The 13,280-nt window shown below is 57.2% G+C and carries 16 protein-coding genes; 14 read left to right on the forward strand and 2 right to left on the reverse strand.

Annotated features, from left to right (window positions below):
- Window positions 1-42: 42 nt before the first annotated feature.
- From phnG to phnN, 7 genes are read left to right on the forward strand one after another with little or no spacing between them, the layout of a single operon-like run.
- On the forward strand, window positions 43-498 hold the full coding sequence (gene phnG / locus ACR0BI_RS10605; RefSeq protein ID WP_170663537.1) for a phosphonate C-P lyase system protein PhnG: 456 nt from the start codon (window positions 43-45) through the stop codon (window positions 496-498).
- Window positions 498-1,061: a phosphonate C-P lyase system protein PhnH gene (gene phnH / locus ACR0BI_RS10610; protein ID WP_170663536.1), complete on the forward strand. Its 564-nt coding sequence runs from the start codon at window positions 498-500 to the stop codon at window positions 1,059-1,061. The genes phnG and phnH overlap by 1 nt, the downstream gene beginning before the upstream one ends.
- On the forward strand, window positions 1,061-2,149 hold the full coding sequence (locus ACR0BI_RS10615) for a carbon-phosphorus lyase complex subunit (RefSeq protein ID WP_480562074.1): 1,089 nt from the start codon (window positions 1,061-1,063) through the stop codon (window positions 2,147-2,149). The genes phnH and ACR0BI_RS10615 overlap by 1 nt, the downstream gene beginning before the upstream one ends.
- Complete coding sequence (locus ACR0BI_RS10620) at window positions 2,146-2,997, forward strand: alpha-D-ribose 1-methylphosphonate 5-phosphate C-P-lyase PhnJ (RefSeq protein ID WP_170394314.1); 852 nt, start codon at window positions 2,146-2,148, stop codon at window positions 2,995-2,997. The genes ACR0BI_RS10615 and ACR0BI_RS10620 overlap by 4 nt, the downstream gene beginning before the upstream one ends.
- On the forward strand, window positions 2,994-3,764 hold the full coding sequence (phnK, locus tag ACR0BI_RS10625; protein ID WP_170394315.1) for a phosphonate C-P lyase system protein PhnK: 771 nt from the start codon (window positions 2,994-2,996) through the stop codon (window positions 3,762-3,764). The genes ACR0BI_RS10620 and phnK overlap by 4 nt, the downstream gene beginning before the upstream one ends.
- 3 nt (window positions 3,765-3,767) lie before the next feature.
- Entirely contained in the window at window positions 3,768-4,451 is a 684-nt protein-coding gene (gene phnL, locus ACR0BI_RS10630) for a phosphonate C-P lyase system protein PhnL (RefSeq protein ID WP_480562072.1), read from the forward strand.
- The gene (gene phnN, locus ACR0BI_RS10635) at window positions 4,448-4,999 is read left to right on the forward strand and encodes a phosphonate metabolism protein/1,5-bisphosphokinase (PRPP-forming) PhnN (RefSeq protein WP_480562070.1); all 552 of its coding nucleotides are present in this window, start codon (window positions 4,448-4,450) and stop codon (window positions 4,997-4,999) included. The genes phnL and phnN overlap by 4 nt, the downstream gene beginning before the upstream one ends.
- On the opposite strand, the gene ACR0BI_RS10640 is transcribed toward phnN, so the two are convergent.
- Entirely contained in the window at window positions 4,975-5,646 is a 672-nt protein-coding gene (locus ACR0BI_RS10640; protein ID WP_480562068.1) for a DUF1045 domain-containing protein, read from the reverse strand. The two genes, phnN and ACR0BI_RS10640, sit on opposite strands and share 25 nt — an antisense overlap.
- Here ACR0BI_RS10640 and ACR0BI_RS10645 point away from each other — a divergent pair.
- The 4 genes from ACR0BI_RS10645 (at window position 5,645) to ACR0BI_RS10660 (ending at window position 9,700) form a co-directional block, all read left to right on the forward strand.
- On the forward strand, window positions 5,645-6,838 hold the full coding sequence (locus tag ACR0BI_RS10645) for an alpha-D-ribose 1-methylphosphonate 5-triphosphate diphosphatase (protein WP_480878657.1): 1,194 nt from the start codon (window positions 5,645-5,647) through the stop codon (window positions 6,836-6,838). The two genes, ACR0BI_RS10640 and ACR0BI_RS10645, sit on opposite strands and share 2 nt — an antisense overlap.
- A gap of 445 nt (window positions 6,839-7,283) precedes the next feature.
- A complete protein-coding gene (locus tag ACR0BI_RS10650) occupies window positions 7,284-8,432 on the forward strand; it encodes a TolC family protein (protein WP_480562066.1) in 1,149 nt (382 codons plus the stop codon).
- Window positions 8,433-8,879: 447 nt separating this feature from the next.
- Window positions 8,880-9,149 carry a 6TM ABC transporter family protein gene (locus tag ACR0BI_RS10655; protein ID WP_170635875.1) on the forward strand — a complete coding sequence of 90 codons (270 nt, stop codon included), beginning with the start codon at window positions 8,880-8,882 and terminating at the stop codon, window positions 9,147-9,149.
- Between the two features lie 125 nt (window positions 9,150-9,274).
- Window positions 9,275-9,700 (forward strand): P-loop NTPase family protein, encoded by a 426-nt coding sequence (locus tag ACR0BI_RS10660; protein WP_480878660.1) that lies wholly within the window; start codon window positions 9,275-9,277, stop codon window positions 9,698-9,700.
- A gap of 342 nt (window positions 9,701-10,042) precedes the next feature.
- On the opposite strand, the gene ACR0BI_RS10665 is transcribed toward ACR0BI_RS10660, so the two are convergent.
- On the reverse strand, window positions 10,043-11,158 hold the full coding sequence (locus ACR0BI_RS10665) for a metal ABC transporter solute-binding protein, Zn/Mn family (protein ID WP_170635873.1): 1,116 nt from the start codon (window positions 11,156-11,158) through the stop codon (window positions 10,043-10,045).
- A 56-nt stretch (window positions 11,159-11,214) separates the two neighbouring features.
- Here ACR0BI_RS10665 and ACR0BI_RS10670 point away from each other — a divergent pair, with 56 nt between their 5' ends.
- Genes ACR0BI_RS10670 through ACR0BI_RS10680 form a run of 3 tightly spaced genes read left to right on the forward strand, consistent with a single transcriptional unit; the run spans window position 11,215 to window position 13,273 of the window.
- Entirely contained in the window at window positions 11,215-11,727 is a 513-nt protein-coding gene (locus ACR0BI_RS10670; RefSeq protein WP_480562061.1) for a transcriptional repressor, read from the forward strand.
- A gap of 2 nt (window positions 11,728-11,729) precedes the next feature.
- Window positions 11,730-12,476 carry a metal ABC transporter ATP-binding protein gene (locus ACR0BI_RS10675; RefSeq protein WP_170407697.1) on the forward strand — a complete coding sequence of 249 codons (747 nt, stop codon included), beginning with the start codon at window positions 11,730-11,732 and terminating at the stop codon, window positions 12,474-12,476.
- Entirely contained in the window at window positions 12,476-13,273 is a 798-nt protein-coding gene (locus ACR0BI_RS10680) for a metal ABC transporter permease (protein WP_480562060.1), read from the forward strand. The genes ACR0BI_RS10675 and ACR0BI_RS10680 overlap by 1 nt, the downstream gene beginning before the upstream one ends.
- Window positions 13,274-13,280 lie beyond the last annotated feature (7 nt).

Raw genomic sequence — 13,280 nt, forward strand, 5'->3', positions numbered from 1 at the left:
TAAGATGTGTATAGTTGTATAGTATATGGAAAAGTTGTCGAGATGAAAGACACTTTTAATGAAAACGCGGACCGGAAGGCTTGGATGAGCCTGCTGGCCAAAGCGCCGGAGGGACGCGTGGCCGCCCTGTTGGATGCAGCGATGCCTCGCCCCGGCTTCACATGGCTGCGTGCTCCTGAGATTGGCAGCACCATGGTTCGGGCTCGCGCTGGCGGGACTGGTGCGCCGTTCAATCTGGGCGAAATGACGGTAACACGCTGTGCGCTGACGCTGGGAACGGGCGAAGTCGGGCATGCCTATATACAAGGCCGTCGGAAAGAAGATGCCGAAGTCGCCGCGCTGGTTGATGCACTGATGCAGACAGATGTGTCTGATCTGTTGCGCATAAAAGTGCTGACCCCTTTGCGAGATGAGCTGACCAATGCAAAGGCCGCGCGTGCCGCCAAAGCCGCAGCCACTAAGGTTGATTTCTTCACCATGGTACGAGGAGAGGATTGATGCAGTCAGAAGCCCTGATCGGCGGTTTCAAGGATCCCGCGATCAAATCTGCCCACGCCTTTCGCAGCGTGATGGAAGCAATGGCGCGTCCCGGTACCGTGCAAGAGATTTCTGGCGCAGTTCCTCCGGCCCCAATGTCACCAGCAGCAGGTGCGGTGTTGTTGACGCTTTGCGACACTGAGACGCCCGTTTATCTGGCAGGTGCGCTAGATTGCGACGCCGTACGCAGCTGGCTTGCATTCCACACCGGCGCACCGCTGACCGGCCCGTCGCATTGTATGTTTGCCATTGGTGCGTGGTTGGATCTGGAACCATTGAACGCATACCCGATCGGGACGTCTGAATATCCGGATCGTTCTGCCACGTTGATCGTGGAATGCCCCGAACTCATCGCTTCAGGGGCGACACTGACAGGTCCGGGAATCAAGGATAAAGCCGCGCTTTCATTGCCCGAGCTTGAGGCGTTTCAGCATAATCAGACGCTATATCCACTGGGGCTCGACTTCATCTTCACGAATAGCAGCCGCCTAGCGGCTTTGCCAAGAACGACCGAGGTGTCCTGATGTATGTCGCAGTAAAAGGCGGTGAGCGCGCGATTGAGAACGCCCACGCTTGGCTTGCCGAAGAACGCCGCGGTGATACCGATGTGGCGGAACTGAGCATCGCGCAAATCCGCGAACAGCTTAGCCTGGCGGTCAATCGGGTTATGGCCGAAGGCTCGTTGTTCGATCCTGATCTGGCCGCGCTTGCGATCAAGCAGTCGCGCGGCGATCTGATTGAGGCCATCTTCTTAATCCGCGCCTATCGAACCACGTTGCCACGCTTTGGCGCATCCGAGCCTGTTGATACCGGGGCAATGGCTTGTGACCGGCGCATTTCGGCAACCTTCAAGGACTTGCCGGGCGGGCAGGTGCTTGGGCCGACCTTCGACTATACTCATCGCTTACTGGATTTCAAACTGGCTGCTGATGGTGAGGTGCCCAAAGCCCCAGCGCGCGAAGCTGAACTGGGTGATGTGCCGCATGTCACGGATTTCCTCAATCGCGAAGGCCTGATCGAGGAAGCGCCGCATGACGATACGCCGCCACCTGATCTGACCCGCGAGCCGCTTGAAATGCCCGCCGATCGCGCCCTGCGCCTTCAGGCGCTGACCCGCGCGGATGAAGGTTTCACCCTCGGTCTGGCGTATTCCACACAGCGCGGATACGCGCGCAATCACGCCTTTGTTGGAGAGCTTCGGATCGGGTCCGTGCCGGTTGAAATGGAGATCCCTGAACTCGGCTTTGCCATCGAAATCGGTGAAGTTGTTCTGACCGAATGTGAAACAGTTAACCAGTTCAAGGGCTCCAAAACCGAGCCGCCGCAATTCACCCGAGGTTATGGGCTTGTGTTTGGTCAGACGGAACGCAAGGCGATCTCGATGGCTTTGGTCGACCGCGCGCTGCGGTGGGAAGAACTGGGTGAGGATAATGTTGGCGCACCTGCTCAGGATGCCGAGTTTGTCCTTTATCACGCGGACAACATTCAAGCGACGGGGTTTCTAGAGCATATCAAGCTTCCGCACTACGTCGATTTCCAGTCTGAACTGGAACTGGTGCGCAAACTACGCCGCGAAGCAAGTGCTGATAAAGCGCAGGAGGCTGCGGAATGAACGCCTATAACTTTGCTTATCTGGACGAGCAGACCAAGCGTATGATCCGCCGTGCAATCCTGAAAGGTCTGGCGATCCCGGGTTATCAGGTGCCGTTTGCCTCGCGCGAAATGCCCATGCCGTATGGCTGGGGTACGGGCGGTGTGCAGGTCTCGGCCGCTGTGTTGACCCCGGATGACACGTTTAAGGTGATCGATCAGGGCTCGGACGATACCACAAACGCGGTCTCGATCCGCACCTTCTTTGAACGCACTGCGGGGGTTGAAACAACCACAACGACAAGCGACGCCTCCGTGATTCAGACTCGCCACCGGATTCCCGAGGAGCCGCTGCAAGAAGGTCAGATCCTTGTCTATCAGGTGCCTATCCCTGAGCCGTTGCGCTTTCTGGAACCGCGAGAGAGCGAAACCCGCAAGATGCACAGCCTTGAGGAATACGGGCTGATGCATGTGAAGCTGTACGAAGATATCAGTCGTCACGGGCATATCGCGACGTCGTATGCTTACCCGGTGAAGGTCGAAGGCCGCTATGTAATGGACCCGTCGCCAATCCCGAAATTCGATAACCCAAAGCTTGGTGATATGGCTGCGATCCAGCTGTTCGGAGCTGGGCGTGAACAACGGATCTACGCGCTGCCACCCTACACGCAGGTTGTCTCACTGGATTTTGAGGATCATCCGTTTGAGGCGTCCAAGGCCGACCAAGCCTGCGGCTTGTGCGGTGCCGAAGACAGCTATCTGGACGAGGTAATCATCGATGACGCGGGTGGGCGGATGTTCGTCTGCTCGGATACCGACTATTGCGAGGCGCGCCAGGCGGCGGGTCATAAAGGAAAGGACGCCGCATGACACCTTTGCTGTCTGTTCGGGACATCACAAAGCGCTATGGCCCAAACATTGGCTGTGCTGATGTGTCATTCGACCTCTATCCTGGCGAGGTCATGGGGATCGTTGGCGAAAGCGGGTCAGGTAAGTCGACACTGCTGAATTGCATGGCCGGGCATCTGACCCCGGATGCCGGAGAGGTTGTGTTCGACACCCGCGCAAAAGGTCCGCAGGACACGGTAACGATGTCCGAGCCCGAGCGCCGGATGCTGAGCCGTACCGATTGGGCCTTTGTCCACCAACATGCACGCGACGGGTTGCGCATGGGCGTCAGTGCCGGTGGGAATGTAGGTGAACGGCTGATGGCCGTTGGAGAGCGTCACTATGGCGACATACGTGACAAGGCCACGGATTGGCTGCAACGAGTGGAGATCGATGCCTCCCGTGTAGATGATCGCCCGACGACCTTTTCGGGCGGGATGCAGCAGCGCCTGCAGATTGCACGAAACCTCGTGACCGGTCCTCGGCTGGTGTTTATGGATGAGCCAACGGGCGGTTTGGACGTGTCCGTTCAGGCGCGGTTGCTCGACTTGTTGCGCGGGTTAGTTCGCGACATGGGCTTATCGGCGATCATCGTCACGCATGATCTGGCCGTGGTGCGCCTGCTGGCAGATCGGTTGATGGTGATGAAATCGGGCCGCGTGGTCGAGGCAGGCCTGACCGATCAAGTGCTGGATGACCCGCAACACGCCTATAGCCAACTTCTTGTCAGTTCCGTTTTGCAGGTGTGAGCAATGATTGAGCTTAATAACGTCTCAAAGACTTTCACCCTCCATGATCAAGGCGCGGCCGTGATTGAGGTTTTGAATGATGTATCCTTCTCGGTCTCTCCGGGCGAATGCGTAGCGCTGACGGGCGCGTCTGGAGCGGGCAAGTCCACCCTCATGCGTATGATCTATGGCAACTATCTGGCCCGAAGCGGAGAAATTCGCATCGGTGATGTGGATATCGTGCAGGCAGAGCCTCGGACAGTTATCGCCCTGCGCCGCGAGGTTCTGGGTTATGTCAGCCAGTTTCTTCGCGTGGTTCCGCGCGTGCCCACCGTCGATGTGGTGGCCGAGCCGCTGCGCGCGGTGGGCATTTCCGCTGCTGACGCGAAGGCGCGCGCCGAAGCCTTGTTGCAGCAACTAAACATTCCTGAGCGGCTCTGGACCCTTTCGCCGACTACCTTCTCGGGTGGTGAACAGCAGCGTGTCAACATCGCACGCGGGTTCGCCCATTCTTATCCCGCGATGCTGTTGGATGAGCCGACTGCCAGTCTGGATGCGGCCAATCGCGAGGTTGTTCTAAGGCTCATCGAAAAGGCAAAGGCGCGTGGTACTGCAATCATCGGCATTTTCCATGACGAAGCGGCTAGGGCGTGCGTTTGTGATCGCGAAATCGACGCCAGTCAGTTTTCACCCGAGGTCGCGGCATGACCCGGGGTCGCCTCATCGCTGTGGTTGGCCCGTCGGGGGCTGGCAAAGACAGTGTGATGCTAGGGCTTTGTGACTTGTTGCCCGATTTGCATTTGGTGCGCCGCGTCATCACCCGGGCACCAGAGTTGGGCGGGGAAGACTATGACGCCGTCGAACTCGCCGAATTTGAAGAAATGGCGGCGAATGGTGCCTTTGCGGTGCATTGGGTTGCTCATGGGCTTTGCTACGGGATACCGGTTGCCGTCAAAGATCGGCTGAGTGATGGCGCAGACTGTCTGGCAAATTTCTCGCGCAAAGCTCTGCTCGAGGCCGCAGAAAATTTCCCACACTTCATTGTCCTGAATATCACGGCGAAGCCGGAAACTCTTGCACGGCGTTTGGCGGCTCGCGGCCGAGAAAGCGATAGCGAGATTGCAAATCGGCTTGCTCAGGCAGAAAAACCCTTGCCCGATGGGTTGGACGTTATCACCATTTCCAACGATGGCCCGCTGGCCGAGACGGTTGCGCGCGCCGCAGGGGTCCTTCAACCAGCGAGCGCGTACCGATGAATAAGCTCGAAACGCCCATCAATGCGCTCGCCGCACAAGGCAATTTGATCGATGACGAATGGCTCGGGCAAGGCTGGCAAATGGCGGTGCAGCGCCTCGGTCCACACAGGAATATCACCATTCGGCAGCCGACCTGTCAGCGTCATGTGAAACCGAAACTCGTCCATCACATAGGGATAACCCCACTCGATCAACAGTGCGTCCTGACGTTGGCTCAACCTTGCACCGCGCCGCCGCTCAAGTTCAGCCTCATTGGTTGGGGCGCGAAACGGGTCAAGCTCACGTACACAGGCCGCAGCAATTCTTTGCAAGCCGCTCACATCGCCCTGTGGGGTCAAAGCGAGAAACCGGCCCAGCCTCGTCAGACTCAGCCGTTCACAGCTCGAAGGCGCCAGGCCAGCGGCCATCTCAGACGCCGCCGCTTTCAGGGCTTCAAGCGAATAACCTCCGGCAAGTTGAAAGGGTGGTTTCAGCGTTCCGTGAAAGCCGTATTTGCGCGGTGTCATCGTAACGTCATGCAAATCGGGCAGATCGGGCTGAGGCACCTCGCAGCCCTGCACGACATCCCATCCCAGCCAGCGCGCGCCGAACTGTTCCAATGGTCCTTCGGGCGGCACGTAGTAGATTGCAAATCGAGAGTATGACATGAATTCCCCTTTTCCCGCACCCTCTTTGGCAAAGGCTTGTGACAGCGATATGTCAGATAATCTGTGCCTTGCGAATGCCCAGCTTGTGATGCCCGATCGGGTAGTAACCGGTTCGGTGACAATCGAACAGGGCGTCATTTCCGAGATCACCGAAGGGGATCATGTTCCGACCGGCGCAGTCGATTGTGCAGGTGATTACATCCTTCCGGGACTGGTCGAGCTGCACACCGACAATATCGAACGTCATATCGAGCCTCGCCCGGAAGTGGACTGGCCTCATCTTCCGGCCCTGATCGCGCATGATAGCGAGCTGGCCTCGACCGGAATCACAACCGTGTTCGACGCCATGCGAGTAGGTTCCATTCACAGCGGCAAGGGCCGTTACATCGATTATGCCCGCAAACTGGCGGACGAACTGTTGTCGGCGCGCGCCGCAGGCTATTTCAAGATCAGCCATTTCCTTCACCTGCGGGCCGAGATCTGCTCGGAGACACTGCTTGAGGAATTGGCGACCTTCGGGCCGGAAGACAGGGTTGGCATTGTCAGTCTGATGGACCACACGCCGGGTCAACGCCAATTCAGCGATCTGAGTGCATTGAAGACCTATGTCGCCAAAAAGCGCGGTATGACCGACGCCGATTTCGTTGCACATGTCGAGAACCTGCGTGGTCTACAGCAGCGTTTCGGAGAAAAGCACGAAGCCGGTGCAGTGATCGAGGCCGCCCGTCTTGGCGCCGCGCTGGCCAGCCATGACGATACCACGGCGCGGCATGTCGAAAAATCGTCCGAAAATGGTGTGGCTTTCGCCGAATTCCCAACCACGTTCGAGGCGGCTGAGGCCTGCCGTACCCGCAACATCGCCGTCATGATGGGTGCCCCGAATCTGATCCGTGGCGGCTCGCATTCCGGCAATGTCGCGGCTGAAGATCTTGCAAAGGCCGATCTTCTGGAAATTGTGTCTTCCGACTACGTGCCCTCTGCGCTACTGCTGTCGGCTTTTCATCTTGCCAGTGTTTGGGACGACCTGCCACGTGCTGTGGCCACGGTTACACGTAATCCTGCAATGGCTGTCGGTCTTGATGACCGTGGCATCCTGAATGTAGGTCTGCGCGGTGACGTTCTGCGTGTGCGTCGCATGGGTCAAACACCAGTTTTGCGCGGTGTCTGGAGCCAAGGCAACAAGGTTGGATGAGTTGTGATTGGTTGAATCAAACTTGCCGAACAGAACATGGCTGGCGGCCGAAAGCTCGCGGATTATCAGATGGGATCTGCGCCCTTGCTCCGCTTGATTTTTCTGGACACGCATCTTGATAAACTGATGTCGTGCCAGAACATTAAACTCGTAAAGAATATGGTTACTTTTTTACCGCACTTTCTCCTGTAACGCAAAATGCGGGCAACAAGTTCCACGATTAACTGACTGGAAATTTGTTGCTTATCTCAGAGTTGAAATCAGGAGCTTTGGCGGGATGAGGGCATGGTTGTCGGTTGTGATAGCCACTATTATTTTGGCGGGCTGCAGTCAGGATTTACAGGGAACCAAGTCCTTTGATCCCGGGGCGACACCAGCCCCCGCTCCCTTATCGGGGGGGAATAATCTGAAGGGAAATGTCGCACACACTGAATTCGCTGAGTTGGTGCGAAGGTCTGTCGCGACATCGCCCACCACCGCAGCCGGAGCCGCCAGCGTTCTGGCTTCGAAATCCCGCATTGATGCCGAGCAGGGTGCATTCCTGCCGCAGATCGAGGCCGAGACATCCCTGACGTCCGATGGGGATACCGTACCGATCCTGCGGCTTAGCCAGATCATCTATGATGGTGGCAAAGTCTCGGGTCGTGTGGGTTTGCGTCAGATTGAAGCCCGGCAGACCTGGTTAAACGAATTGTCAGAGCTGAGCGCGCTGAGCTTCGAGGCCATCGAAACCATAATTGATCTGGATCGAAATCGCCGCCTCGAAGAACAAGCCCAGCAGAATCTGGATCGTACGGACGTTTTGGTCAGCGACCTCCAGTCCCGCTTTGATGCCGGGGCCGGGTCGGTGGCAGATTTGCTGGCGGGGCAGGGGCGGAAGTCTAACGCCGAGACAGAATTAGAGCAGGCTCAGACGGATGTGGAACTGGCGACGGCAACATGGGTCGAAGTCTTCGGAACGCGACCCGATATAATTCCGACCATCCCCCCCGCACCCATTCTGGCAGCGGCCACCTCGCAGCAAATGGTTGCACGCAGCCCGCGTCTGCGTACTCAGGTCGCCTTCAGTCAAGTGCGTGCGCAAGAGGTTGTGGTTGCCGAACGAGCGACCCGCCCAACACTCTCTGCGATTCTTGAGACAGATTTCGACCAGGGCAGAATCGACGACGGTGTGCAGGCCCGATTGGGTGTAACGGTCCCGATTTACCAAGGGGGATCCGCGCGCGCCAATGTCGAAACCGCAAGGGCGAATCTTCAACAAAGCAGGGCTGATGAAGAAGAATTGCGGCGCGAGTTGCAACGTAATCTCTCCCAAGCCTTGGAAGAGACCAATTCAATCCAGCGACGGCTCGCCACAGCCCGGCGCGCTGTCGAGATCAATGAGCAAGCGCTGGATGCAGCTCGTGGACAGTTTGATATCGGGCGCAGCACGCTGGTACAGATATTGGATGCGTTGCGCGAGTTGAATCTTGCGCAGGTTCGGGTGATCCAGCTTGAGGCTCAGGCACGTCGTGCAGAATATGCCGTGCTGGCGGTCACGGGCGATATCCTGGACGCGTTGGGTGTTGCACAGCCGACCGATCCAACCTTGTGATATCCGTCGTGAACCCGACTGCGACTAACCCGCTGAATACGCACCTCCGACTTCTGACAGAGCATTTGGGTCTTGGGTTGTCCGAGGTGGATATCTTTCGGGTGTTCTAGGGCAATGAAGTCGCCTAGGCGGTCAGCGCAGTGGAAGCGGTGGGCTAAAGGCGGGTTTCGGGAAAGCGCGGTTGCTGAAACTGGACCCGAACTTGTTTCTGGTCCTGGCGTTTGATGCAGCTGTGCAATCTTTCGCGTTTCTGGATCGAGAAGACACCAACGCTTTCTTGTGATCGATGCCAGCAGCGGATTCAGCGATCTTCAGATCTGGCGGCGACAGGAAACACGACTGCGCAAGACGCCCTGGATATTGCGCGCATAATGCTCGCGCCGTTCGGACGAGGACCGCTCTGCCCCACAAGGCCAATGGTTTTAGTCTGCGTTCAGCGATCTGCGCGTGGTCTACATTCAGAATATGTTGGCCGCGATGGTGATAAGTGTGCTTGGGCCGACGACGTCGCTGTTCACCATGGTCGTTCATGACCTCATTCTGCCAAACGAAGTGGTTGATAGCTTGCTGGCTCTGGTCTTCGGGGTTGGCCTTGCACTGTTGTTCGATTTCCTGATCAAGAAATTGCGGACACGGTTCATCGATACAGCGGGAAAACGGGCGGACCTGAAGATCACCGAGCGGCTGTTCAATCAGTTGATGGCGCTTAAAATGTAAGCCTTGGGCGGGCAGAATGGACGCATGGCCTGGATCCTTCGGGATTTTGAGGTCGTCCGGGATTTCTTTACGTCTGCCTCGCTGGTTGCTTTGGTCGATCTGCCCTTCCCTTTCGTTTTCGTGGCGTGATCTGGGCGATTGGCGGGCCGCTTGCTTTAGATCCGGCAATTGCTGTGCCGATCACTCGGGTATCCTGCCTTTTGGCACAGTCTTTCCTCAGCCGCGATGCGCGCGAGTCCAGTATTGATGGTCAGATCGATTTCAACGGCGTCAGCACTTTGGCGCGCTTGACCCTGGGCCTTTATGAACCCGATGACGGCTCGGTCATGCTGGACGGATTGAATGCCCGTGCCGAGGATCCTGCGGACAACACGCGCAATATAGGTGCCATGCCGCGGGACTGCTGGCTATTTTCCGGGACTCTGCGGGAAAACCTAATTGCAGGCCATCTGGGCGTCACCGATGACGAGGTACATCGCAAGGCTGTACTCTCGCTCGTCGATCATATCGCAGGGGCGCATCTGCACGGATGTAACATGCTGGTGCAGTAGTGCGGTGCAGGCGTATCTGGCGAGCAGCGACAGGCGATTGCAATCGTGTTGCGCGCGAGACTTGAGGCTAAGATATCCGGACAAGAATTTGATCTTACCGACCGTACAGGTGTGGAGGCGGCGTTTCTGGAGGAATAGATTGGCGTGATCCAACCTCTGGTCGAGCGCGGCATCGAAAGTTCGCTGGCGATGATTGACTTGCGCCGGCAGCTTAGCCGCCAAATTGGACAGCTTAGAGAGGCCGGTAGCCGAATACTGATGACTTTGTTGGAGCGATGAGTGGAAAGACCACTCAGACTTCAGCTCGGTTGGAACCAAATCCCAACCGGGCTGTTGATTGAGTCAGAGGCACTCAGACAGTGTTTTGGCCAGATTGCGGATGAGTTGCGGGTACAGATCCGCTCCGGGTTCCAGATCAGATCCCAGCGGGTCCATGATGCCGGTTTTAGCTTCGGTGCCGTCGAGAACGGTTGCGACAATTCCGGGGTTGAACTGGGGTTCAGCCATGACACAATCCACACCTTCGTCGCGGATACGCCCCTGAATTTCGGCGATCCTTGCCGGGCTTGGATTGGTCGCATCGCTGAGGGAAATTGCACCCGAGGCCGGGAAGCCAAAGGCATCTTCGAAATATTGATAGGCATCGTGGAACACGATGAAGCTGCCACCTTTGACCGGCGCCAGCGTTTCGGCCACTTCCGCTGACAAAGCAGCCATTTCTTCACGCGCAGCTGCCGCATTTGCAAAATAAGCACCTGCGTTGTCTGGGTCAGCCGAAGAAAGCTGCGCCGCGATCGTTTTCAGCCAGATTTCTGCGTTGACCGGAGAGAGCCAGGCGTGCGGATCATGTTCGCCATGCGCGTGGCCCTCATGGTCGTCATGTCCGGCGTGGTCCTCATGATCATCGTGGTCATGCTCATCCGCATGCTCTTCGTCATGATTATGATCATCATGCTCTTTGTCCTCGGCATGATCCTCGTGATCGTGGTCATCGTCTTTTGCATGATCGTCGTGGTCGTCGTGATCATGACCATCATCCTCAGCATGGTCGTGATCGTCATCCCCATGATCTTCGTCGTCGCCATGGTCATGCGCTTCGAACAAAGCACTTTCACGGAAATCGAGCAGAACCGTTCCGTCCGACTCAAGCAACACCGTAACAGTCGCCCCGTCGCTGAGCGTCTCGACAGCGCCTTCCATCCACGGGGTCAGGTCCTCGCCAATCCAGAATACCAGATCTGCCTCTTGCAGTGCGGCTGCTTCTGACGGACGAAGGTTGTATTCGTGTGGCGAGGCACCGGGCTGCACTATCAATTCAGGCGTTCCTACCCCCTCCATCACCCGGGCCACGAGTGAGTGAACGGGTGCGATGTCAACCGCAACCTTGGGTGCATCCGCCATGGCGGTTCCGCCCATCAATGCAGCGGTAATCGATAGTGGGAGCAGCTTTCTGGACATCAGACCCTCTGTGTGATTTTATAACGTTACGAGCGGCATATATGATATGGTATAACATGACAAGTGAGATGCGCCCCATTTCGGTTGGTGAAGATGCGCCGGTAGGATTTCAGGAGCATGATCACAAGAATTGCGTCGAAACGGCGTTGGCCACAGCGGATGCGCGGTGCAGGGAAGAAGGGTTGCGGCTAACCCCTGTGCGGCGAAAAGTCCTTGAAATGCTGTTGCAAGACCACAAGTCGCTTGGGGCTTACGCTATACTTGATCGTTTGCGCGAAGCCGGTTTTGGTTCGCAGCCGCCGGTGGCTTATCGCGCGCTGGATTTTCTGGTCCAGTACGGGTTCGTCCATAAGATTGAACGTTTGAACGCCTTTGTGGCCTGCTCTCATCCCGGAGAGGTCCATTCCCCGGCCTTCATGATCTGCAGAAAATGCGACGCTGTCGCCGAAGCTCAGTCGGCACCGTCCAATGGCGTCTTCGGCGCAGCCGCGCGCGCGGCGGGTTTCGAAATCGAGCGAACCGTTGTAGAAGCCGAGGGACTCTGCCCAGACTGCACCGAGAAGGCGTAGACATGACCCTGATCACCGTTGAAAATCTCAGCGTGCGTTATGGCGCGAATACCGTTCTGCGCCATGTCGGCATGACGATTGAGGCTGGTGAAATCGTGACGATCGTTGGTCCAAACGGATCGGGAAAGACCAGCCTGTTGCGTGCCGTCATTGGCGCGACCAAGCCTGCAGAAGGTAAGGTTACGCTGAAGCCTGGGCTAAAAATCGGGTATGTCCCCCAAAAACTGCACATTGATCCGACCCTGCCGATATCAGTCGAAAGATTCATGCGTCTGACGGATCGTGTCTCTAGGCTTCAATGTACAGAAGCGCTTGAAACTGCTGGGGTGCCGGATCTGCTAAAGCGCCAAATGTCGCAATTGTCAGGCGGACAGTTTCAGCGCGTTTTGCTGGCGCGGGCGTTGATCAATCGGCCCGACGTTCTGCTTTTGGACGAAGCCACTCAGGGTCTCGACCAACCGGGGTCTGCGGCGTTTTATCGTCAGATCGAAGAGGTCCGGCGTGAAACCGGATGCGCCATATTGATGATAAGCCATGAATTGCACGTGGTCATGAGCGCGTCGGACAGGGTGATCTGTCTCAATGGTCATGTGTGCTGCCAAGGGTCCCCCGCAGTCGTAGCTTCGGCCCCGGAATATCGGGCCCTGTTCGGAACGGGTACCGGAGGCGCACTGGCCCTTTATCGCCATGATCACGACCATGATCACGATCACGGTCACTGTGAAACCTCTCAGGAAGCCGCAGAATAATGCTGGATGATTTCATGACGCGCGCGACGCTTGCAGGTGTTGGCGTTGCTTTTGCTGCGGCACCACTGGGGTGTTTTGTTGTCTGGCGTCGAATGGCCTATTTCGGGGATGCCACCGCCCATGCGGCAATCCTGGGTGTCGCTTTATCGCTGACGTTTCAGTTGTCCGTCTTTACTGGGGCGCTAGCTGTTGCGCTTGCAATGGCACTTACCGTGACACTGTTGTCCGGACGTGGTTACGCGATGGATACACTGCTGGGTGTTCTAGCACATTCTGCACTTGCCTTCGGTCTGGTCGCCGTATCTTTCCTGTCCGGTGTTCGCATCGACCTGATGGCCTATCTCTTCGGTGATATTCTGGCCGTGTCACGCACCGATCTGGTTGTGATCTGGGGGGGGGCAGCGCTTGTCGTGGCCTTCATCGTATGGCGCTGGTCGCAGCTTTTGACGGCGACCATGAATGAAGAGTTGGCCTATGCCAGCGGCTTTGACCCCAAGCGAGAGCAGTTGATCCTGACGCTGTCTCTGGCAGTTACAGTGGCCGTGGCGATAAAGGTCGTAGGTGTTCTACTGATTGCTGCAATGCTGATCATCCCGGCGGCGGCTGCGCGCAGTCTGGCCAGATCTCCGGAAGCGATGGCATTGATTGCGGCGGCGATTGGCGCATTCTCCGCAATCGCCGGGCTACGGGCTGCTTACATGTTTGATACGCCTGCAGGGCCATCCATTGTTTGTGTTGCTGCAGTAGTGTTCGCGTGTTTCAGTCTGATCGGATGGCAAACGCGGCGTGGAGCCTAGGGCATCT

This window comes from Ruegeria sp. E5, assembly GCF_056534105.1.

Bases quoted from the DNA above. Each gene is read 5' to 3' on its own strand.
- phnG (WP_170663537.1), top strand. From the start codon at position 43: ATGAAAGACACTTTTAATGAAAACGCGGACCGGAAGGCTTGGATGAGC.
- phnH (WP_170663536.1), top strand. From the start codon at position 498: ATGCAGTCAGAAGCCCTGATCGGCGGTTTCAAGGATCCCGCGATCAAA.
- ACR0BI_RS10615 (WP_480562074.1), top strand. From the start codon at position 1,061: ATGTATGTCGCAGTAAAAGGCGGTGAGCGCGCGATTGAGAACGCCCAC.
- ACR0BI_RS10620 (WP_170394314.1), top strand. From the start codon at position 2,146: ATGAACGCCTATAACTTTGCTTATCTGGACGAGCAGACCAAGCGTATG.
- phnK (WP_170394315.1), top strand. From the start codon at position 2,994: ATGACACCTTTGCTGTCTGTTCGGGACATCACAAAGCGCTATGGCCCA.
- phnL (WP_480562072.1), top strand. From the start codon at position 3,768: ATGATTGAGCTTAATAACGTCTCAAAGACTTTCACCCTCCATGATCAA.
- phnN (WP_480562070.1), top strand. From the start codon at position 4,448: ATGACCCGGGGTCGCCTCATCGCTGTGGTTGGCCCGTCGGGGGCTGGC.
- ACR0BI_RS10645 (WP_480878657.1), top strand. From the start codon at position 5,645: ATGAATTCCCCTTTTCCCGCACCCTCTTTGGCAAAGGCTTGTGACAGC.
- ACR0BI_RS10640 (WP_480562068.1), bottom strand. From the start codon at position 5,646: ATGTCATACTCTCGATTTGCAATCTACTACGTGCCGCCCGAAGGACCA.
- ACR0BI_RS10665 (WP_170635873.1), bottom strand. From the start codon at position 11,158: ATGTCCAGAAAGCTGCTCCCACTATCGATTACCGCTGCATTGATGGGC.
- ACR0BI_RS10670 (WP_480562061.1), top strand. From the start codon at position 11,215: ATGACAAGTGAGATGCGCCCCATTTCGGTTGGTGAAGATGCGCCGGTA.
- ACR0BI_RS10675 (WP_170407697.1), top strand. From the start codon at position 11,730: ATGACCCTGATCACCGTTGAAAATCTCAGCGTGCGTTATGGCGCGAAT.
- ACR0BI_RS10680 (WP_480562060.1), top strand. From the start codon at position 12,476: ATGCTGGATGATTTCATGACGCGCGCGACGCTTGCAGGTGTTGGCGTT.